Here is a 22318-nt window from a genome sequence, read left to right as displayed (position 1 = left end):
AGGAAGCTTGTTACATGAGAAAAATAATATATATTCCCCTGGACGAACGTCCGTGCAATTACGAATTTCCGGAACTTCTTGCCGCGGGAACGGAATACCATGTCGTTCGCCCGGATTTGAGCTTGATGGGGCTGAAGAAGCGCCCTGGAGATGTCGAACAGCTATGGGCCTGGTTATTCGAGCAAGCGCGTGATGCAGACGGAGCGATAGTGGCTTTGGACACCTTGCTATACGGAGGGATTATCCCCTCGCGACTGCATGAGATGACGGAGGCACAATGCGGGGAGCAACTGGAGAAGCTCCGTCAATTGAAGCGGATTAACCCGACATTGCATGTATTTGCTTATCAACTCATTATGCGCTGCCCACGCTATTCCAGCAGTGATGAGGAACCGGATTACTATGAGCATTGGGGCAGGGAGATTTTCCGGCGCGGATATATTCGCCATCGGTTGGAGCTGGGCATTGCTGCGGAAGAAGAGCAGCATGAGCTGCAGCAGATTGAGATGGCTTTGCCTGAATCTATCTGGCAGGATTACACAGAACGCCGTGCTGTCAATTTGGCAGCCAATAAACGGGCGATCGAATTGGTGCAGGACGGGGCCGTTGACTTTATGATCATCCCGCAGGATGACTCGGCCCCTTATGGCCTGACCGCGATCGACCAGCAGCATATTCGTGAGCATGTCAAGAAGTGTCAGCAGCAGCTATCCGTCTATATGTATCCCGGAGCCGACGAAGTGGGATGCACGCTGCTGGCCCGTATGATCAACCATTTTGAGCAGCGCAAGCCGCGGGTGCATGTTCACTTTGCCAGTGTGCAAGGGCCGTTAGTGATCCCTCTATATGAAGACCGAGTGTTATATGAATCGGTTAAATATCAGATCATGGCGGCTGGAGGGATGATGGCGCCTTCCCTGGCGGAAGCTGATATGGCCCTGTGCGTCAACACACCGGGCGAGAGCATGATGGAGTCGAATGATCAAGGGCAGCCTTATTTGGGGTACCAGGTATACCGGAATCTGGTTGAACTGATCGAGATGGCCGATGATATCGTCCGTCGCCTCGGCAAGCCTTGTGTTATCGCCGATGTGGCCTATGCCAACGGGGCGGATCTTGAATTGCTGCAGCTGCTTCGCGACAAGAAGCTGTTGTTCGAGCTGGCGGGTTATGCAGGCTGGAACACTAGTGGCAACACGCTCGGGACCTGCATTGCCCAAGGCATGATCTATGCCGTGTATGGCAATACACCGAAGCATCGCGATTTCCTGTCATTACGATATGTCGAGGATGGAGGTTATTGCGCTTCTGTCCGCAGGGAGGTAAGCGATCGGGTGCTGCCCGGTATGGGATTCAATTACTTTTCAGTCGACGGACAGCGGGGGCAAATTGCCGAGCGGGTCAGAGCGGAATTGAGCCAGTTCATAGAGGAACGTTTGCGAGATCCGGACGGGAAATACGAGATCGTAATTGACGATTGCTACATGCCTTGGAGTCGGATGTTTGAGGTCGGGTTGAAGACTCATGTTCGTGAGATCCAATAAGAACAATAAAGTACGACAAGGGTTCGAGCTTCGCTAATGCTGCGAGGATCTGCAAATTTGCAAATAACAGAAAAGGCGCAAGAATAGCTTAGGACGTGTTGAATGCGCCGGAGAAGGAGCCTGCGGGAGATGGGTAACGAACGAATGACAGACGTCGTCGTCCTTGGCGGCGGTGTGGGCGGATGTATGGCCGCATTGGCTGCAGCCAAGACGGGCGTACGTGTGATTATGACGGAAGAGACGGATTGGCTTGGCGGCCAGTTGACAAGTCAGGCGGTTCCGCCGGATGAACATCAATGGATCGAGGAGTTCGGCTGCACAGAGACGTATCGCGAGTTTCGAGACCGGGTGCGTGCGTATTATAGAGACAACTATCCGATGACGGAAGAAACGAAGAATAATGAGCTGCTTAACCCCGGCAACGGCTGGGTGAGCCGCTTATGTCATGAGCCGAAGGTGGCGCTGCGTGTCATCGAGGATATGCTGGCCCCGTATGTGAACAGCGGCCGGATTACGGTGATGTATCATTTTCGGCCGACGGCAGCCTCAGCGAACGGAGATCAGATAGAGAGTGTAACCGTCACGCATATAAGTTCAAGGGAAGACGTTATTCTCAGAGGAGCCTACTTCCTTGATGCCACCGAATGTGGAGATGTACTGCCGCTGGCGGGTGTTGAATATGTAGTCGGTGCGGAGTCCAGGCATGAGACAGGGGAGCCGCATGCGTTGGAAGAGGCGAATCCGCTTGATATACAATCGATTACCCATGTGTTTGCGCTCGATTATATAGAAGGCGGCGATTTCACGATCGAGAAGCCTGAGCAATATGATTTCTGGCGCGAGTTCGTGCCGAAGCATACGAATATTCCACTGTTAAGCTGGTATGCAAACGATACGGATGACGCGGAGAAAATGAAGGAGTTTGCTCTATTCCCAGGCGAACGCAAGGATGCTTCCGGGCGGGAGCTGCTGTCGTTGTGGACGTATCGTCGTGTCATCGACCCGGCTTTATTTGAACCAGGGCTATATGAAAGTGATATCACCTTGATCAATTGGCCGCAGAACGATTATTTTTTAGGTTCGATTATTGATGTTCCTGAAGCAGAGCGGCAGGAGCATCTGGCCAATGCCAGACAGTTAAGCCTCTCCCTGATCTACTGGCTTCAGACCGAGACGCCGCGCCCGGACGGAGGGCGTGGATATCCAGGCATTCGCTTGCGTACGGACGTACTGGGTACAGAGGACGGACTGGCCAAATACCCGTATATCCGCGAGTCGCGCCGGATTCAAGCTATGTACACGATTACGGAGCAGGATGTCAGCAAGGAAATTCGCGGGGACCAAGGGATTCGTCGGTATAGTGATAGCGTTGGTGTCGGCAGTTATCATCTGGATGTACACCTGACGACCGTCACGAACCGGACGTTCTATATTCCGAACTATCCATATGAGATCCCGCTTGGGGCACTGCTGCCGATCCGGGTCAAAAACTTGCTTCCCGCCTGCAAAAACATCGGCACAACCCAAATTACGAACGGATGCTACCGTCTCCATCCGACGGAATGGAATATCGGGGAATCGGTGGGTTATCTAGCGGCCTATGCGCTTCAGAATCAAGTGACGCCGCATGAGGTGCACGCCAATTCGCAGCATCTTCAGGCTTATCAAGCGCTGATTCAAAAGCAAGGTGTACAAATCCACTGGCCTGACGATCTGGTGCTTTAATATCGATAGAACAGAATAATACCAGCAGACAGCCACTCTTGTTAATAAGGGGTGGCTGTCTCCAATTCTGATCCAGGGAATCATTAAGAGCTGATATTCTCTACAGCTGCAAGGAAAATAACTCAGTAACGAAGAATAATAGAGTTAGTAGATTTCTGGGGGGAGGGCGCAAATGAAGCTCCGTCGTAAAATCCTGCTGGCTATTATTCTTCTTGTGTTTATCCCTGTAATCCTGATGGGATCGATTTCGTATTACAGCTTCTCTCATACTATGGAGAAGAAATCGAGTAACTTCTATTGGGTATCTCTGCTGGAGACCGACCGGAAGCTGAGGTTTGCACTCAGCGAACTTACGACGATCTCCAATTCGGCGATTACACAACCGGCAATACAGAAGACGCTGAAGCAGCCGGATTTTGCAATTACGTATGAGCAGAAGCAGGATATTAACAACCTGATCAACCATCCGATGATTACTTCCTTCGGGCTCTACTCCAAGAATAAGCTGCTGTATCAGTATAATGAAGCGATGTCCTCCGGGGAATTGAGCGCCCAAAGCTGGTTCGAGGCCATGAAACAGGCTGAGGGGCGGCCTATCTGGGTTGGTCCGGGCGAGAATGGGTCCGCTGCTGCGGGCAATCCGGTTCTGATTCAGGCCAGGATAGTCAAAGATTATTATTCGCTTGAGGATATCGGAGCTGTCGTTATCTATGTGAAGCCGGATCTGCTCGATCAGGTATTTTGGGATGCGGCGACATTGAAGCAGGGAGATATCCTGCTGGTGAACAAGCAGGGGAAGATTGTGTTCGACAAGTCGGGCAATCATATTGGAGAAGCGACGGAGTTTCCGTTCCTGGCGGACGGCTATGACAATGAACGGGGGTATTACGTCGATAACTATCTTGGCGAGAAATCGCTGATTACATATTTGCCTTCCTATAATAAGGATTGGTATTTGGCGGCCATTACTCCCAGCCGCATGATTGCTTCGGAATCCGTCTCGATCCGCAATATCGCGGTCATTCTTGTCTTAGTCTCGCTGATCTCCGCCTTTCTGTTCGACCGTTTCTTTGTCCGCCGCCTGGTCGGCAGCATCATTAGCGCTGTGAACGGAATGAAGCGGGTTCAGCAAGGTATTTTCGTGCCGATTATGACCACGGTTAAGGCGGAGGACGAACGTGATCTGCTTATCGATGGGTTCAATCGAATGAGCAAACAGATCGTTGAACTGATTGAGCAGGTGCAGAAGGAGCAGAATCGCAAGAAAGAGGTTGAACTGCAGGCGCTTGTGGCGCAGATCAATCCGCATTTTATATATAACTCGCTGGAATCAATCAATTCGATGGCCGTGCTGGAGGGGAACCGGAATATCAGCAAAATGGTCGTGTCGCTAGGGAAACTGCTGCGCATAAGCATTAGCGAGAACCAGGAGATGATTCCGTTAGCGATGGAGATGGAGCATGTTCGCCATTACATGGACATCCAGAAGTTCCGATTTGAGGACAAATTCTCCTATCAAATTGAAGTGCCGGAGGAACTGAAGTTCTATAAAACGCAGAAGCTGATCGTTCAGCCTATCGTAGAGAATGCCTTATACCATGCGATAGAACCGATGGAGGGGAACGGAATAATCTCGATCACGGCCGGAGAGTATGGGAATGATATTGTTATTGATGTCAGAGATAATGGTCCGGGCTTTGATCAGTTTACTTTGCTAAGCCTATGGAGTAAGGATTGGAGCACTCTGAAGAAATATCGGGAGAACGGCGTAGGGTTGAAAAATGTCCACGAGCGGCTTCATCTGCAGTTCGGCGGATATTATGGCATTATGATTTGTTCCTCCCCCGGGTTTGGGTCCATCATCCGAATCCGTATTCCTAAAATGGTGCCTTAAGGGGGGAGAGAAATGAAGTGGTTACTGAATTGGGGCTGGATCGTTTTGTATGGATTAGTACTGGGCGTATCGGTGTTCATCATTATCGCTAATGGAAGCGAACCCATTGAGGAGCCCCAGACCGAGAAAATAACGTTGACCTTCCGCCATTTCTGGATCAAGGAGCATGATCGGCAAATGCTGAATATTTTTGAAGATGTCGTTGAGTCCTATCAGGCCTCCCATCCTAACGTTAAGATTAACTTCGAAGGGATGGACCAGACCGTACACCGTGAACAGAAGCTGAAGAGTGAAATGGTAACGGGGACGCCGCCCGATATGTTCGTATTGTTTGGCGGAGCAGAAATTGAGCCTTATGTCCGTTCTAACCGGCTGATGGATTTAACGGAATTCGTGCAGGAAAATGGGCTCGGAGATGAGTTCCAAGATCTTCAATTATGGACCTTCGACAATCATGTATACGGTTTGCCGATTGAAGGAAACGCTGAACCGCTCTATTATAATAAGCTTATCTTCGAGAAGCTTGGCATTAATCCACCAAGAACGTTAAATGAATTGGACTCCGCGATCAAGACCTTGAAGAATTATGGATATACGCCGTTTGCCCTGGGCAACGAAGAGAGATGGCCCGCGGCGATTTATGTCCATTATCTTATGGACCGGTATGCCGGACCGACGCTGATCCAGCAGCTGGCCCAGGGAGAGCCGGACAGGAGCTTCAATAATATCGTATATTTACAAGCCTTTAGGCATTTCAAGAAGTGGGTTCGAGAAGGGGCCTTCACCGCGCCGGCCAATGATCTGTCGACCGAGGAAGCGATCGATTCCTTTACGAGCAGCCGAGCGGCGATGTATCTGAACGGGAACTGGGACATTAATCTATTCCATAGCAAAAAGGAAACGGAAGATTTCCAGAATCAAGTGGGAGTTATCCCGTTTCCGTCGCTTCGCGCGGATCAGCCGCGTTCGATGGCGGGGGGTTATACGATTGGCATCGGGCTTTCCTCCACTCTTGAAGGCAGCAAACGAGAGGCAGCGCTGGAATTGCTTAAAATGTTCTATACCCAGGAAGTCCAGAGCAGAGTAGTATATGAGGGCCTGCGAATTCCTTCTATGAGAATCTCCTTCGATTCCGAGCAAACTGGCCCGGTATTCGCCCAGGTTGTCAAACTGATGGAGGGAAGCAAACAAACCTTTGTACCTTATGATAATGCCCTATCGCCGGAGGTCAGCAAGACCTTCCTGCAAGTGATCGAAGGGATGATTCTGGATCAGGCTTCTCCGAATGAAGCGTTGGAGCAAATTCAACAAACTTCAGATCAGTATTGGAAGCAGCGAAAAAGTATTTCACCGAATTAAGAGTTTGTTCAAAATGTCCGATATTTGGCCCCGAAGCTAAAAAGAATTTATAAGGGATCAGCATTTAATGAAATTCTATACCGCAGCCAAACCAACCTTTGGACCGTGGCCGCCCATCCTTAAATGGCATCGATGCAGATTTCTTATCAAAGAGGGACTTTTTGAACTACTTCTCAAAAAATCTGGAGGCAGGTGTGTAGGGTGGAACAGAGAGAGGGGAAATATCGGGTTATTCTTGTGGACGATGAGCCGATTATTTTACGCAGCTTGAAGGTAGCGATTCCCTGGAATGAACTGGAACTCGAAATTGTCGGAGAAGCGCGGAATGGAGAAGAGGCGCTGCAACTCGTACGCGAGCTTGCTCCCCATATGATTATTAGTGATATAAGGATGCCAGGCATAGACGGGATCACGCTGATGAAGAGAGTGCTGGCCGAAGACGCCAAGCGATTATTTATTTTTATTAGCGGTTACGGAGAGTTTGAATATGCCCGGGAGGCTCTGCGGGAAGGGGCATTTGATTATCTGCTGAAGCCGATCGATCATGATGAGCTGATTGAGATGATCCTTCGCGCCAAGAAAACCTTGGATAAGCAGATGGAAAATGACAAGCTGCTGCATTCGGTGCAAGTGTTATCGCTGTTAGCCCGTGAACGGATGTTTGCAGAGGTGATTGAGGGCAACCACAGTCAGAGCCCGCTGCAGCATATGCGCTGGCTGGAGAACAGCGAATTGGACGAAGAATATTTTATGGCGGTCGTGCAGCTGGATCATTATTTGAAGCTGAACCAAGTGTGGTCGCTTGAGGAACGAAGGTTATGGCTATTTGCCATCCGCAATATACTTAGTGAGTGGTCGCTGTCCCAAGGGGCGCTCACGGTATTTCCTTTTCATAGCGGAGAATGGGTTCTGCTCTTTCCGGCTTCAATGAATAAAGAGAAGGAACGGCTGGGGATCGATATTATTCAGCAGCTCAAATTAAATACCAAATTGCCCTGCTCCATTGGCTTCAGCCAGCCTGTTACCGGGATTGAGCGATTAAGCCAGGCATACCAGAGCGCGGCCAAAGCGCTGTACCAGCGCTTCTATAGTGATGAAGAAGGCGTATTTATCGATTCGCTTCAGGGAACCGGCGAGGCAGGCGACCCGAAATATCCGAAGCATCTGGAGTCCTCCATGCTGGAATGCATTCGCACGCTGAACCATGATAAGCTTATGGATTTGCTGGATAAGACCCGGGCGTACATTGAGGACAAGACCTTCTCTAAGGAACTGGCCGAACGGAGTATTGTCGAACTGACTGTTGTGCTATACAGAGAATTTGAGCATATGAATCTGATTCCTGAATGGTCTCTGGAGGGTCTGCTGCAGGAGCTGCATTCTCTTGCCGCACTTCGGGAGATGATTCAGTTATTGAAGAACAGCTTCGGGAAGTGGATTCGCGAGGGAGAGCAGAATGAATCCAAAGAAAATGTTCACGTGATCATTACGAAGTCGAAGTCTTATATCGACAATAATTATCATAAGGACCTCAGCGTAGAAGAAGTGTCCGAGATCGCCGGACTGAGCATCAGCCACTTCTGTATGCTGTTCAAGCAGGAGACAGGTTATACTTTCCTGGAGTATTTGACGAATTACCGGATTGAGAAGGCTCAATATATATTGAAGAACAGTCATGTCAAAGTCTATCAGGTGGCTCCGTTAGTTGGCTATCAGGACCCGCGTTATTTTACGCAGGTATTTAAAAAGGTCACGGGAAGAACACCTACAGAGTATCGTGAAGAGAGCCTTGAGACAGGGAGCGGTAACAACGTATAATTGCGGCTTCTGTTTACGTGAAAAAAGGCCAGCCAGAACAATTCCGGGCTGGCCTTTTTTGGTCTTTGGAAAGTCCGTCCCGAGAATTAGGTACGGTTCTTCCGCATGGAACGCATAATCAGGCTGACGATAAGGACAAGCACGATCGCCCCAATCAGGGCAGGTACAAAGTAGAAACCGCCAAGGACAGGTCCCCAATTGCCTAACATGAAGCTGCCGAGCCAGGCCCCGATAAATCCGGCGATAATGTTGCCGATGATACCACCGGGAACATCTTTACCAAGAATTAATCCGGCCAGCCAGCCGAGAACACCACCGATGATTAATGACCATAAAAACCCCATTCATGAACACCTCTGCTTTTTAGTAGGTTTGCATTTACTATTTACCAAAGCAAGGTGTTTTAAACCTATATTCTAAAAAAGGTGCCAATTCGTAAAAATATACTGCAAATAGGCTTAGCGTCGGCGATGGAAACGTGCTACGAATATACAGCCCAGCGCGAGAATGACTAATGAGATAGCAGCTGTTATGGCCTCGCCTGAGCTTCCGTCAGTTTGCGCTGTTCCTTGACCGAACCCGCCCCTTTCTCCGAAGCCACCAGGGAAGCCGCCCTCGATTCCGGCTTGTCCCCGTTCTCCATTCCACGCCGGAAGGTCCGTTGGAGCGTTTGTCTCATCCGGCTGAACCTGGTCGGTTTGGCTCTGCTGTCCATGATCAGCACTCTGCTGAGGCTCGCTATTTGTGGTCTGCTGTGTTGGACTGCCATCCGTACCTTGTTTCTGTCTAGCTTGCTTATTCGTCTCTTCTGACGGGGTTGGGGCGGCGTTTACATCGCCGTTCGGTGCGATTGGCTGGGCTTGCTCGCCCTGAACATTACCGCCTTGACCCATGGTAGGTCTGCCACCGCCCATGCCGCCTCTGCCTCCCATGCCACCGCCCATACCTCCGCCGCTGCCGGAACCGTCGCCTGAAGAAGGGATCGTCCCGTCCAGCTGTTGCGTTATATTCTCGACTTGGGAGGAGTTGCTGTTAATCAACTGGGGCAAAGCTTGTTCATACTGCTCATAGGTATAGAACGCAGTAGGATCTGCTTTAACATATGAACTGATCATCTCGGACAATTGATTAACCCGCGCTGTGAAGGCATCGTTGGCAAGATAGCCTTCGGTCGCTTCCTTCAAAATCTCGTGGTACTCCTCCTTGTATTTATCGACGGCGATCAGCTTGGCGATCAGCGGCCGTTCCGCCACCGCTCCCTGAGTGGGTTCATCAATCAGCAGCTTGCCATTGCCAGTATTGTTCCCTTTTGCGGCATCCGCATTATTCTCAATGTCGGCATCCGGATTATTTGGCAGATCACCGCCTGGAACATCGCCATCCGGAATATTGGCAGGGGTATCGGCATCTGGAGCATCGGCATCTGTATTGCGCTTGAATCCGCCCATGTCTATATTCATACCGCCTCCCATCCCTCCGCCCATGCCCCCGAACGCCATGTTGTAGTCCCAGGGCAGGATGGAGAATACCCCTTCATCTTCATAAAGGTAATAATTTTGCTTGTTAGCGCCGATATAGCTGTCCGAATTGTTGGTAGCAACATTCAACGCAATGTACTTCAATGCTTCTGTCACATCGATATATTTCTCATAATCGGAGCCGTTGTTAAGCTCATTCAGCATATCGATCAGAATATTTCCATTAGCTGTCTTCGATTTCTGTACCAGTCCGGTGTAACTGTTCGGGTCATCCCCGAGCCAGGACAATTCGCTGCCGCTGCCGGTCATTTCGCCTTTATAGAGGGCGCCATAGGAGTTGCCGAAATGCCGCTCCAGATAAGCATCCCCGATCTGCTCCACGGCCAGATAGAAGCCCCAGAGCTCGTCATTGATATAGACATTCACGTATGAGTATTTAGGGGTAGGCAAGCCCATTTGCTCCGCCAGTTCATACGCCAGAAATTCACGCATGTAGGAAGCATCGCTATAATTGTTATTCAGATTAATTTTGCTGATGCCATCCAGCGTCTGATTTATATATTCATCAAAAGATAGCTTAAAGCTGTAGCGGTCGGAATCCTCCATCTGCACAACACTGCGCAAGGTGAGGTTCCCTTTGGTACGTATCCCGATATTGTCAAAATGTTTGCCGTTGTAATCGACGGACGCTGTCTTCATCTCCTCGTCGCTGGCATGATCCAACATATCCTGAAAATCATCTTCATCTATCGTTATTTTCACATCTACTACTTTGTCCTTTGGAAACACTTCCTCATCCAGCCTGTCAGTCACCGGCGAGGAGGTGTTTCCTGTCTTCTCCGTGTCATTGGAGATGGTTGGACTGCTGTTGGTATCGCAGGCGGTCATCGCGAAGATCAAGATGAACGAGCAAAGACATAGAAGAAACCTGGAGAATTTAGTCTTCATCTTCTGTTACACCCCCGCGTTTTAAGATACATAGTCGCCGTTGTAGCTGATCAGCACGGCATTCCGGACGCCCTGAAGCGCGGAAATTTGATTGATGAAGCTCCCCTCTCCTTTACGCAGGCGAATTTCCAAAGTGACTTCGATATTGTCTTGAGACACCGTCTTTTGCTTTACATTGTAGCGTTTTACCAGGCTGCCAATCTGCTCCTGAAGCCGTTGTTCGCTCTCGTCACCGTCACAATTGACAACTAACAGGTAAGGATTCTCAACCGACGAATTCTTGATAAACAGAAACAGTACCAATCCGATGATGACAGAGCCAATCATTGCTAAGGTGTAGAAGCCGGCACCGGTGACAATCCCGGCAGCTGCGGCCCAGAACAGAAATATAAGATCGGTAGGGTCTTTGATCGGCGTTCTGAAACGAACGATGGATAGCGCACCGACCATGCCTAGTGACAGGACGAGATTGGAATTAACGGCGATAATGATCATGGACGTGACCATGGTCATACCGATCAATGAGACGTTGAAGCTTTTGGAGTAGAGTACCCCGCTAAAAATCCGTTTGTACAGGGTATAAATAAACAATCCAATTGCAAAAGCGATAGCCAGTGCAATAATAATTTTCGTTATGCTGATGTCGGAAGAGGAAAAATTGCTTAGTACCGATTTCTTAATAATATCGCTGAATGTTGTGGATTCTGTATTGTTCATCTTAATGATCCTCCCATGAATTCATTTTCAGATATTTGTTGCAAATAACATATTTTGAGGTGGATTGCTGGATCAGGCCGTCTAACTGAATGGCGGCTCTGATATATTCCGGCAAGTATTCATCATATTTGACCTCAAGAATAATCAGATTGTCGTCTATGGCCAGCACCGGGGACAGGCCCGGATCAAACATGTCGATACAGTTCAGGCCTGTGCGGAGCTCCTTATCGAAGGTGATGCGGACATTCCCGCTGCGGCAAATATAAGGTTCGCGCACATAGTCAACGATTACTTTTGGACGCAGCAGGTTTTGGGTTAACTGTTGGTATAATTCCATCATGAATGGCTTGTCAAGTTGATGAAGCACTTCGTAGTTGCCGGCAAGAATAGAGTTGTACTGATCGCGACTCAGCGGTTCTTTCATTTTCGCGACATAATTATTGAACTTAATCTTCTTCTCGAAGCAGATCAGGCTGTCGCTCTTATTGTATATGCGGATCCGATACTTGTTCCGGTCGCGGACACCGCTTAATTTCTCGTAGAGAGCGGTATTGTCCATATCATCGAAGTAAAGGCTGCGAATATGATATTCCCCGCTTCGTCCGGCATGCTCGTCCAGCTTGATCAGGCTTCTTAGCCGCTGCCGTATAATAAAATACTGCTGGCGATTAACTACATATTTCAGTTCATGGCGGTATTTAAGTTTAGCGTTCATTAGTTCTGACACCTCTTTTCCTGAGCTTGATTGTACAAACATCATCCTAGCAACCTATCCTGATTTTTGACTTAACGTATCCTGAACGTTGACTGAAAGTTGTTTACATTGCGTTGACAAATGTAAGACAATGGCAAAAAATTTAGGGAGAAGCTCTTGCATGTACTTCTAGAATTGGCAAACGAGGAGGAAAGCGGATGAAGGAACATAGACGTGATAAATGGCTTCTGGCCGCAGTATGCCTGCTGATATTGGCCGGTGCTGCGGGGATTATCCGGCTGGAGCATGTCCATGCGGCACAGCCTAAGTCATTGGTTACTACTTTTAAGGGGGACCCTGGAACCTCAAGGGCCTTTACCTGGTATACAGAGGATGATAGTACAGAGGCACTGCTGCAAATTGCCGAAGGTACGGATGGTTCAGCCTTGAAGGGAGAGGGTGCACTTGCTTATCAGGCTGAATCGATGGTCATCGATATCGGCGATGGGCAAAGGATTCGTTCTCATAAAGTGGAAGTCAGTGGGCTTAAACCGGGTCACTCCTATATTTACCGGGTGGGTAACGGGAGTAAGGGCGGCTGGAGCAAGGCGTATACCTTCACTACCGAGGCGGAGGAGGTGGAGGAATTTACATTCATTAACGTTACTGATTCCCAAGGGATAACGAGAACGGATTTTGAGCTATGGGGCAGGACGCTGGAAGCCGCACTGATTCATTTTCCGCAGGCGAGTTTCATCGTTCATAATGGCGACCTGACCGAAAATACAGAGGATGAACAGGCCTGGAATGATTTCTTCGCCACGGCGGACCAGTGGATGCCGTCTATTCCGTTGATGCCAGTTACAGGCAATCATGAGCAGGTGGACGGTGAAGCACCGCAGTATCTGGCCCACTTTAATTTGCCGGAGCAAGGGGCGGAGGGTTCGCTGCCGGGGACAGTTTACTCCTATGACTATGGCGAAGCGCATTTCGTAGTGCTGAATACGGAATCCAATATTGACGAACAGACGAAGTGGTTGCGTGAAGATCTGAGTCACAACAGCAAACGCTGGACAATTGTTGCAATTCATCGGCCGGTGTATGGAGGGAATCGATACAAGAAGATTGAAGCCTGGGCCAAGGTGTTCGACGATTATAACGTCGATCTGGTGCTTCAGGGGCATAATCATGAATACTCCCGCTCCTATCCGATCAAGGACGGGAAGGTCGTTAACGAAGGAGAAGGAACCGTATATGTAACGACAAATGCATCGGGGCAGAAGTTCAATGAGAAGAAGCAGGATCAATTTTATCATGCGGTCCATTTTCAAAATTTCAAGCAGATGTACGCCGCTATAACAGTGACGAAAAGCTCGCTTACTTACGAGGCCTACGATATAGAAGGACAACGATTGGACAGGTTTGAGCTTGGACAACGTAAATAGAAGTAAAAGAGGATATGTTGACAATGATAATCATTATCGACTAATATAAATATAATTATTAAAAATATTTATTTAATTCGGAGGTACTGCCATTGTTTATCATGACAAGAACGATGCTTATCGAAAAGGGAAACAGCGATAAAGTCATTGAACGGTTCAGCAAGCCTGGTCCGATGGATGAAATGGAAGGCCTGATTGATATTAGCGTGATGGTGAATAAGAAGAGCAAGGAACAGGAAGAAGTAGTCACTGTTATCCGGTGGGAATCGGAAGAAGCCTGGAAGAATTGGGAGAAGAGCCCCGCGCATATTGAAGGCCACCGTCAGAAGAAAGGTCAGCAGCCTCCTTCCTATATCATTAGTACCACTGTAAATTTATATAACGCTGATGTGGTGAAGAAAGGGAAAGCCTTTAACGCCAATCATTAATATATGAATAATAAGGAGACAGTGCCGCTGTGGTGGGGGTGCTGTTTTTTTATTTGACGCGATGGTGGGAATAGGTTACAGCAAGGTCAACTGATGCCGGCGACAGATTATATGATAAAATCAGACTATCTTATATTCTAGCAAGGAGAACATTATGAAACTGGTATCTTGGAATGTGAACGGTCTTAGAGCATGCGTAAATAAAGGATTTTATGATTATTTTAAAGAGGTGGATGCGGACATTTTCTGCGTTCAGGAGACGAAGCTGCAGGAAGGGCAAATAGAACTGGAGCTGGGCGAAGAGTATGAACAGTACTGGAATTATGCGGAGAAGAAAGGGTACTCCGGCACGGGTATATTCACAAGAATTAAGCCGCTGTCGGTATGGTACGGGATAGAGGAAAATGATGAGCCAGAAGGGCGAATAATTACATTGGAGTTCGATAATTTCTATCTGGTTAACGTGTACACTCCAAATGCCAAGCGTGATTTGACCCGGCTGGAATACCGCCTGGAATGGGAGGATCGCTTCCGCAGCTATTTATTGGAGCTGGATGGTAGGAAATCGGTCATCGTATGCGGGGATATGAATGTGGCTCATCAGGAGATCGATCTGAAAAATCCAAAGTCGAATCTGGGCAATTCCGGCTTTACCCTGGAGGAGCGGGGCAAAATGACCGAGCTGCTTGGCGCGGGGTTCGTGGACTCCTTCCGTCATTTCTATCCTGACCGGGAACAGGTCTATAGCTGGTGGTCATACATGCCAAAGGTTCGGGAACGGAATGTTGGATGGAGAATTGATTACTTCCTGACCTCGGCCAGGATCACTCCATATTTGAAGGATGCTGACATCGATTGCCATGTGATGGGCAGTGATCACTGCCCGGTGAAGCTTTGCTTAGAAATGAGCGAAGCTGAATCTGCTTGATAATACAATAAGGATATAGTTCTTAATTATTATCTGAGTTGAAGCGTAAAAGTAGAGTCCCAGAGCTTTATCTAGCGGATTCAATTGGATGGATATCAACCTAAGAAGCCCGTCCAGACAAAAGGTCATAGAGACCGTTTGTTTGGACGGGCTTCTATTTCACTGGTTGCCCGCTTCTGGTACATGCTTGTCTCGGGGCTCCCAGGCGACGACATGCTTGGTTCTGCTGAGCTTCTCGTAGAAGAGCTGCGGCTCCTTGCGGATCATGTAGATGATAACATGAATAAAGAGGGCTACATCAAGCGCGAAGATAGACAGCGTAACTGCTACCGAGATAAATGGATGCAGATCATGGGTCCATTTTGGAACAAATTGATGTATGCCGTAGATTAACCAATATAGGATTCCGTAGCGTAGAACGAGCGACAGTAGGGATACCCTCTGCTTCGGTCCGGTTCGAGTCAACTTGATGCGTACAATCCATTTGCCAAACGTATAGCCGCCTGTCAAGTAAGGAAGCAGCATGAAGTAAAGGCCGGTTGACAGGAAGAATGACAGAGACAGATTGAATGCCTGATCGAGGATCACTTCAAGGATAGTCCAGATCCAGAAGTCGATAATGTAGGCGATCCCACGCCTTAAATACGTGACACGATTGGCCGCCGGATTTACGTTGGCATCCAGATGTTCCACATTAGGCAGCAGACTTGAGGTCCAGTCGGCGATTAGAACTCCGAAGATTCCTCCGAGCGTGTTCATCAATAGATCGTCTACATCGAATACACGGTAAGGATGCTGATAGATCCCATATAAGCCCGTCAATTGCGTAAGCTCAAAAAACAGGGACAGCAGGAAGGTATATAGAATACAGCGCAGCCATCCGAGACGGTAGTAATATCGGAGCATGATGCCAAAGGGCACGGTTAGAAAAATATTGAACAGAACTTGAAGAAAAGCACGTTCCTTAAGCAGATGCAGGTAAGATGACGGGCTGCTGATGACGACCCCGGTCTCCTTCACAATATCGTGAATGAAATTGAGCGGCATCCATTGTATGCCCCCTGAAGCCATGGGCAGATTGTGTCTGGAAGCGGGCAAGGGCAGGATTACAAGGAAATAAGCATTCATTAAATACAGCAGGAACAAATAGAGCAGGAAGGACCTGAATTTGTTGATATAGCCGTATTTGCGATACTGCACAATCAGGAACGGCATCGTAAATAAGAAGGCAGCGAAAGGAAAAGAGAAAAAAGCATATTTAATTGGGAATAAATAAGATTGCAGCATATGTGGTCACCCTTAGTTAGGTTTGGTTATTGCTCTTTGCTTATGATATTGATTGGCCGTATGGATCACGAATTGTTTGAACAGGTTTGCTGCCGGGGAGAGGAACTTCCCTTCCACCCAAGCGATCCCGATCTCCCGATTACAGTCCGGATCTGTAATTGTTACCCAGACCAGGCCGTCCTCATTGATGCCTTCCGTCTTCGGAAGGATGGCGATCCCCAGTCCGGCACAGACCAGTCCCGCTATCGTATGGATCTCTTCCCCCTCAAACAAAATTTTGGGCGAGATGCCCGCCTGGTGCAGAAGTTCATCCATAATGTGTCGGAGTCCGTACCCTTCTTTGTAGGAAATCAACATCTCATCCTGCAGTTCCTCCAGGGCAACGGATTTTACCCCGGCGAGCCGATGGTGAACGGGGACCGCGAGGAATAGCTCCTCCGTCCATAGCTTTGTCCAATGAATATTCAGAGGCGTCTCCTGCGGGGAGGACATACATAGATCGATCTCTCCCGAATGGAGCTGATGCAGCAAATTAAGGTTGCTGTTCTGATGAAGCTGGAAACGGACACTCGGATAACTCTCGCGGAATTTGCCAATCAGGTCAGGAATCCAGCGGATACCGAGCGTGTGCAGGAAACCCAGCGATACTTCGCCTCGCTCGGGGTCAAGCAGCTGTTCAATCTCACGGCGCCCTGCCTGGTATTCCTCCATTATTCTCTCCACTCGAGCAAGGAATAGCTCCCCATATCGATTCAGCACAATCGATCGGCCCTTCCGCTCGAATAAAGGCACATTTAATTCGGACTCCAGTCGGGCAATAGATCTGCTTAATGCCGGCTGTGTAATATTCATAGCCCGAGCCGCGGAAGTGATATTCTGCATCCGTGCTACAGTCTGGAAATATTCAAGCTGCTGCCACTCCACAATAACTCTCCTCCTGCTTATTACATCCACTATATAAAAGTGTTACTAATAATGCATTATACTATACTTTTACCCCGTCCTATACTTATATGTAGCCAATAAACAAATATATAGATAAGTATTGGATTGGAGAGAGAGAAATGAATACCATTGAATTAGGGAGTTCTGAGCATCGGAGAACTTCTCTTAGCATGCTGCTCGGCAGTATTGTTACGTTTGCGGTTTTGTATAGTCCGCAGCCGTTAATCAGCTTATTTTCCAAGGAATATCATATTTCTCCGGCGACGGCGGGAGCCTCGGTATCGCTAGCCACGATCGGCCTAGCCATCGGCCTCATTATTATCTCAACGATATCCGACCGTGTTGATCGCAAGCTGTTAATGAGTCTGTCGCTGCTCAGTACCTCGGTATTAGCCATATTGTCAGCATTTACGCCTCAATTCTCGCTATTTCTTGTCATCCGTTTTCTGATAGGAATCAGCGTTTCCGGCTTCCCTTCAATAGCAATGGCTTTCCTTAACGAGGAATTCCATCCCAAGGCTATAGGGCGAGTGATCGGAATTTATGTCGCAGGTACGTCGATCGGCGGCCTGGTTGGCCGAATTGTGATCGGGGCTTTAACCGACCTGTTCAACTGGCAGATTGCCTTGACGATTCTTGGAGTGCTCAGCCTGCTGTTCAGTCTTATTTTCTGGTACAGTTTGCCTTCGTCTCGTAATTTTACACCCGGGAAGACAAGTCTGCAGCAATGGGAGGCGAATCTGAAGCATAATTTCTCGCAGCGCAACTTGTTAGGTCTGTTTCTTACAGCCTTCTTGCTCATGGGCGTCTATATTATGATCTTGAATTACATCGGTTATCCGCTCACCAGTAAGCCGTATAATTTGAGTCAGACCGTGTTCGGCTTCCTGTTCGTTGTCAATCTGCTCGGGACATGCAGCTCGGTCCTGTTCGGCAAGTTGGCCGACCGTTATTCCAGACAACATGTCATCGCTCTAGCGATCGGCATTCTATTGATCGGTGTGCTTCTAACCCTAAGCTCCATCCTGTTCCTGAAAATAGCAGGGGTAGCCATTGTAGCGTTTGGCTTCTTTGCCGGTCATTCCGTGGCCAGCGGCTGGGTCGGTATTGCCGCGGGCCGAGAGTATAAGGCTCAGGCTTCTGCGCTCTATCTTTTATTCTACTACGGAGGATCAAGTCTGGTCGGTTGGTCCGGCGGTTTGTTCTTCCACCGCTTTGGCTGGAACGGTATGATCGCTTATGCCAGCGTACTGCTTGTTCTGGCGGTGCTTATCTCTTGGCTTGCTGCTGGCTCTCGCCGGACGCAATATGCACATGGGGGCAGTATCCGATAAACTTACGCATCTGTACCTTTCATTAGGACTTCATCCCGCATTTATTGATATATCAGGGTCAATTCAAGAAGAGGGATGTTGTAGATGAATCGACAGGTTATTATAAATGCAGATGATTTTGGCATGTCTGCGGGCGTGAATCGGGGGATTATCGATGCCTTCAATGCCGGCGGGATCACGAGTACCTCTTTAATGGTGAATATGCCTGGGTTCCCAGAAGCTGTACAATTGGCTCATCAATATCCGGATTTAAGCGTAGGCTTACATTTCAATTTGACCATGGGTCGGCCAGTGTCCGACCCGGCCAGTATCCCTTCATTAGTCAAGGAAGACGGGACATTTCGCAGTGGGGCCGCCCCGCAGGGCTGGGACTGGAGAGATGTACACAAAGAGCTTGCAGCACAATGGGATCGCTTCACTAGTACCGGTCTTAGGCCGACACATCTTGATTCACATCATTTGCTGCATCAGGATCATGCAGAAATATACAAAGTAATGGCGCGAAAGGCTTACAATGAAGGCGTTCCACTGCGACGATCGCAGGTAGCGCATCCATTGAGCGGAGTACCTGCTCCAAAAATGACTGATTTTATTATGCTGGATACCTATGGTGATGATAAGGGAAGAGAACGTCTGCGGCAGCACTTACTGTCACTCCGGGGAGGAATTACGGAGATTATGTGCCATCCGGGGTATGAAGACGAGGTTTTGATGGAGCCTTCTCCATGGGCTGATATCCGTAAGCAGGAGCTCGCTCTGTTCACAAGTCCGGAAGTCGCTAATACTCTGGCCGCGATCGGAGTATCGCCGATAAATTACAGGGTGTTGCAGCGGCGCAAGCCTTCCGCGCGTTCACGAGCTCGCTATCGTTCAAAGTCGGCTAGGACGCGCAGGCTGCTTCCTTCCCAGCCTTATGCGGTGCTGCAGCGCCAATCCAGAGAAAAAAGGAAAAGATCGATTAACGAGAAGAAGGTCCCATTCCGCTATAATAAATAGGGAATATGGCATATAAGAAGGATAACCTCCTGGCATCGGGGGGTTATTTTTTTGATCTCAAAGGATGTGAGAAAAGTGTGCGGGGAGGGAACAATGCCTCAGTAAGGATTTTTCTTTATAATAAATAATATAGAAGAACGAAGGGACATTCAGGGCGGATGTTCGAGGTCAGGAAAAGGTGGAGTAATATGACAATCAATCGAGAGCGAATTGTAGAGCATATGCATGCGCAGATTCATGCGAATGAGCATATTATCGGCGTGGCTGCGGGAGCGGGAATCTCTGCAAAATATGCGGTAAAAGGCGGGGCTGATCTGATCCTGGCGTTGAACTCGGGACGCTTCAGACAGATGGGCCTAGGTTCTATCGCGGGTCTGATGCCGTTTGCCAACTCTAATGAGATGGTGATGGAATTTGGTTCACGAGAGATTTTGTCTGTTGTTAGAGACAAGCCTGTAGTATTCGGCTTATGTGCAAGCGATCCGACCATCGACCTGCCTTCATATCTAGAAACGATTCGCCGCAGTGGCTTTGCCGGAATGATCAATTACCCCACCCTTGGTTTGATCGACGGACAATTTCGTGAGGCGCTGGAGGAGGAAGGGATCTCTTATTTGCAGGAAGTTGAGGCGATCCGCATCGCACATCAGCAGAATATGTTCACGATGGCTTTCGTATTTAATGCAGAACAAGCGGCATTTATGCTTGATGCCGGGGCGGATGTGATCTGTGCTCATCTGGGGGTGACTGCGGGAGGTTTGATGGGAACGAAGAAGGTTCTGTCGCTGGAGACCAGCGCGGAGCTGGCCAGGCAAATATTCGCGGTATGTGATGCCTCGGGACGAAGCCCGATCAAACTCATCTATGGAGGCCCTGTGCATACCCCCATTGATGTGCAGTATATGTATGATAATACATCGGCGATGGGGTATGTCGGGGGCTCAAGCTTTGAACGGATTCCGACAGAGGAAGCTATTGTAGATACCACATATCGCTTCAAGGTGACGGGGGAATTGGAACAGGACCAGCGGCTGATGAGTAAGCTGACACTTTTTGATGAACCATATGATTATGTTGCCATTGTAAAAGAGCATATCGCCCAAAATTATATGAACAACATTTCGCTAACGGATCTTGCGGATCAGATTCATGTATCGCGGACGCATCTTAGCGCGCTGTTTAATAAGGAGGTAGGGTGTACCTTTCCGGAGTACTTGGCCAAGTATCGTATCCATAAAGCTCAGGATATAATAAGGCATACCAAGCTGTCTCTAACGAGTATCGCCGAACTGGTGGGATACCCGGATTATGTTCATTTTAGCAAGACCTTTAAGAAGTATATCGGCATGACGCCGCAATCCTTCCGCAAACAAGCATCAGACAAATATACATGAACATCATACAAGCGTACGATTACTTTCCTTTGAAAGCGCTGTATTATGAAAACATAGAGGTTCAAGGCGATCGCCTGCGGTTCAATTTCGCTGGAACCTGAATCGAATGATTGAAGGAGGGCATACGGTGAAGACGATAGCTATTGCGGGAACATTTGATTCCAAAGGCAAAGAGTTTTTGTATGTGAGATCAGTGATTGAAGGTCTGGGGTTGAAAGCCTATACGATTCACTGTGGCGTGTTTGCTCCGCTATTTGCCCCGGATGTCTCGAATAGGGACGTCGCGGCGGCAGCGGGCATGAACATCGATGAAATTGCCGGGAAGAAGGATCGCTCGATCGGTACGGAGGCGCTAGCTCAGGGAATGGAGCAGTTGATCCCGAAGCTCTACGCAGAAGGCAAATTTGACGGTATTTTATCCTTCGGCGGAACGGGTGGAACATCGATTGTAACCGCGGGGATGAGAGCATTGCCGATCGGTGTGCCGAAGCTGATGGTATCGACCGTTGCGTCGGGGAATACAGCCCCTTATGTGGGGACGAGCGATATTATGATGTTCCCGTCCATCGTGGATGTATCCGGGCTGAATTCCTTCTCAACCCAAATATTTACGAATGCCGTGCATGCGATCGCAGGCATGGTCCAGTTCGAATCGGCTCCACCGCAGGATAAAAAGCCGCTGATTGCAGCGACGATGTTTGGTGTCACGACGCCATGCGTGGACTATGCGCGTGAGTATTTAGAGGAACAAGGCTATGAGGTACTTGTCTTCCATGCTACCGGAACGGGCGGACAAACGATGGAGAGCCTGATTGAGGGCGGGTTTATCGACGGAGTTCTGGATCTTACCACGACTGAATGGTGCGATGAACTGGTCGGCGGGGTGTTAGCTGCAGGCCCGCATCGACTGGAGGCGGCCGGACGCTGTAAGGTACCGCAGGTCGTATCGACCGGTGCCCTTGATATGGTGAACTTCGGACCGTATGATACGGTGCCGGAGCAGTTCAAGGCTCGCAACCTGTACAAGCATAATCCATCGGTTACTCTGATGCGGACGACGGTGGAGGAGAATCGCCAGTTGGGTGAGATTATTGCCGATAAGCTGAACATGACCGAAGGCCCAACCGCATTAATGCTTCCGCTCAAAGGGGTCTCGATGCTGGATACCGAAGGGGGAGCATTTAGCGGAGCCGCCGAGGATGAGATGCTGTTCAACACGCTGCGGCAGCGTATCGATCGCGATAAGGTTGAACTCATTGAACTGGATGCGAATATCAATGATCAGGCATTTGCAGTGGCCGCTGCCAGGAAGCTAGTGGAACTGATGGAACAGGGTAAATAAGCGGATGGCGGTCTGAGAGACGAAAGTTCAAAAGAGCCGGCC

18 protein-coding genes are annotated in these 22318 nt (G+C 48.9%); 12 read left to right on the top strand and 6 right to left on the bottom strand.

Features of this window, described 5'->3' with window-relative positions:
• Positions 1-14 precede the first annotated feature (14 nt).
• From BN1360_RS02355 to BN1360_RS02335, 5 genes are all read left to right on the top strand, one after another.
• Positions 15-1544: a DUF4127 family protein gene (locus tag BN1360_RS02355; RefSeq protein ID WP_068778305.1), complete on the top strand. Its 1530-nt coding sequence runs from the start codon at positions 15-17 to the stop codon at positions 1542-1544.
• 129 nt (positions 1545-1673) lie between these two features.
• Entirely contained in the window at positions 1674-3269 is a 1596-nt protein-coding gene (locus BN1360_RS02350) for an FAD-dependent oxidoreductase (RefSeq protein ID WP_068778304.1), read from the top strand.
• Positions 3270-3441: 172 nt separating this feature from the next.
• Complete coding sequence (locus BN1360_RS02345) at positions 3442-5163, top strand: cache domain-containing sensor histidine kinase (RefSeq protein ID WP_068778303.1); 1722 nt, start codon at positions 3442-3444, stop codon at positions 5161-5163.
• Positions 5164-5175: 12 nt separating this feature from the next.
• Complete coding sequence (locus tag BN1360_RS02340) at positions 5176-6522, top strand: ABC transporter substrate-binding protein (protein WP_068778302.1); 1347 nt, start codon at positions 5176-5178, stop codon at positions 6520-6522.
• Positions 6523-6723: 201 nt separating this feature from the next.
• Complete coding sequence (locus BN1360_RS02335; protein WP_068778301.1) at positions 6724-8340, top strand: response regulator; 1617 nt, start codon at positions 6724-6726, stop codon at positions 8338-8340.
• Positions 8341-8426: 86 nt separating this feature from the next.
• Here the strand turns inward: BN1360_RS02335 and BN1360_RS02330 are convergent, their stop codons facing one another.
• The 4 genes from BN1360_RS02330 to BN1360_RS02315 form a co-directional block, all read right to left on the bottom strand.
• Positions 8427-8684: a GlsB/YeaQ/YmgE family stress response membrane protein gene (locus BN1360_RS02330; RefSeq protein ID WP_068778300.1), complete on the bottom strand. Its 258-nt coding sequence runs from the start codon at positions 8682-8684 to the stop codon at positions 8427-8429.
• 114 nt (positions 8685-8798) lie between these two features.
• Positions 8799-10766 carry a CotH kinase family protein gene (locus BN1360_RS02325; RefSeq protein ID WP_068778299.1) on the bottom strand — a complete coding sequence of 656 codons (1968 nt, stop codon included), beginning with the start codon at positions 10764-10766 and terminating at the stop codon, positions 8799-8801.
• Between the two features lie 21 nt (positions 10767-10787).
• Positions 10788-11483, bottom strand: a complete 696-nt coding sequence (locus BN1360_RS02320) for a DUF4956 domain-containing protein (protein ID WP_068778298.1) — start codon at positions 11481-11483, stop codon at positions 10788-10790.
• Position 11484: 1 nt separating this feature from the next.
• Entirely contained in the window at positions 11485-12198 is a 714-nt protein-coding gene (locus BN1360_RS02315) for a polyphosphate polymerase domain-containing protein (RefSeq protein ID WP_068778297.1), read from the bottom strand.
• A gap of 197 nt (positions 12199-12395) precedes the next feature.
• Between BN1360_RS02315 and BN1360_RS02310 the strand changes: the two genes are divergently transcribed.
• From BN1360_RS02310 to BN1360_RS02300, 3 genes are all read left to right on the top strand, one after another.
• Positions 12396-13622: a purple acid phosphatase family protein gene (locus BN1360_RS02310; protein WP_068778296.1), complete on the top strand. Its 1227-nt coding sequence runs from the start codon at positions 12396-12398 to the stop codon at positions 13620-13622.
• A 92-nt stretch (positions 13623-13714) separates the two neighbouring features.
• Positions 13715-14050 (top strand): antibiotic biosynthesis monooxygenase, encoded by a 336-nt coding sequence (locus tag BN1360_RS02305; RefSeq protein WP_068778295.1) that lies wholly within the window; start codon positions 13715-13717, stop codon positions 14048-14050.
• Positions 14051-14204: 154 nt separating this feature from the next.
• Positions 14205-14978: an exodeoxyribonuclease III gene (locus BN1360_RS02300; RefSeq protein WP_068778294.1), complete on the top strand. Its 774-nt coding sequence runs from the start codon at positions 14205-14207 to the stop codon at positions 14976-14978.
• Positions 14979-15137: 159 nt separating this feature from the next.
• On the opposite strand, the gene BN1360_RS02295 is transcribed toward BN1360_RS02300, so the two are convergent.
• The gene (locus tag BN1360_RS02295; protein ID WP_068778293.1) at positions 15138-16265 is read right to left on the bottom strand and encodes a VanZ family protein; all 1128 of its coding nucleotides are present in this window, start codon (positions 16263-16265) and stop codon (positions 15138-15140) included.
• Between the two features lie 12 nt (positions 16266-16277).
• On the bottom strand, positions 16278-17189 hold the full coding sequence (locus tag BN1360_RS02290) for a LysR family transcriptional regulator (RefSeq protein ID WP_068778292.1): 912 nt from the start codon (positions 17187-17189) through the stop codon (positions 16278-16280).
• A gap of 140 nt (positions 17190-17329) precedes the next feature.
• Between BN1360_RS02290 and BN1360_RS02285 the strand changes: the two genes are divergently transcribed.
• From BN1360_RS02285 to BN1360_RS02270, 4 genes are all read left to right on the top strand, one after another.
• Positions 17330-18544: an MFS transporter gene (locus BN1360_RS02285; RefSeq protein WP_068778291.1), complete on the top strand. Its 1215-nt coding sequence runs from the start codon at positions 17330-17332 to the stop codon at positions 18542-18544.
• Between the two features lie 84 nt (positions 18545-18628).
• Positions 18629-19540 (top strand): carbohydrate deacetylase, encoded by a 912-nt coding sequence (locus tag BN1360_RS02280; RefSeq protein ID WP_068778290.1) that lies wholly within the window; start codon positions 18629-18631, stop codon positions 19538-19540.
• Positions 19541-19728: 188 nt separating this feature from the next.
• Complete coding sequence (locus tag BN1360_RS02275) at positions 19729-20934, top strand: phosphoenolpyruvate hydrolase family protein (protein ID WP_068778289.1); 1206 nt, start codon at positions 19729-19731, stop codon at positions 20932-20934.
• Positions 20935-21061: 127 nt separating this feature from the next.
• Complete coding sequence (locus BN1360_RS02270) at positions 21062-22276, top strand: Tm-1-like ATP-binding domain-containing protein (protein ID WP_068778288.1); 1215 nt, start codon at positions 21062-21064, stop codon at positions 22274-22276.
• Positions 22277-22318: the final 42 nt, after the last annotated feature.

Origin of the sequence: Paenibacillus sp. GM2 (assembly GCF_900069005.2) — a bacterium.
Classification (GTDB): Bacteria; Bacillota; Bacilli; order Paenibacillales; family Paenibacillaceae; genus Fontibacillus.
This window is presented reverse-complemented; position numbering and strand designations above follow the sequence as displayed.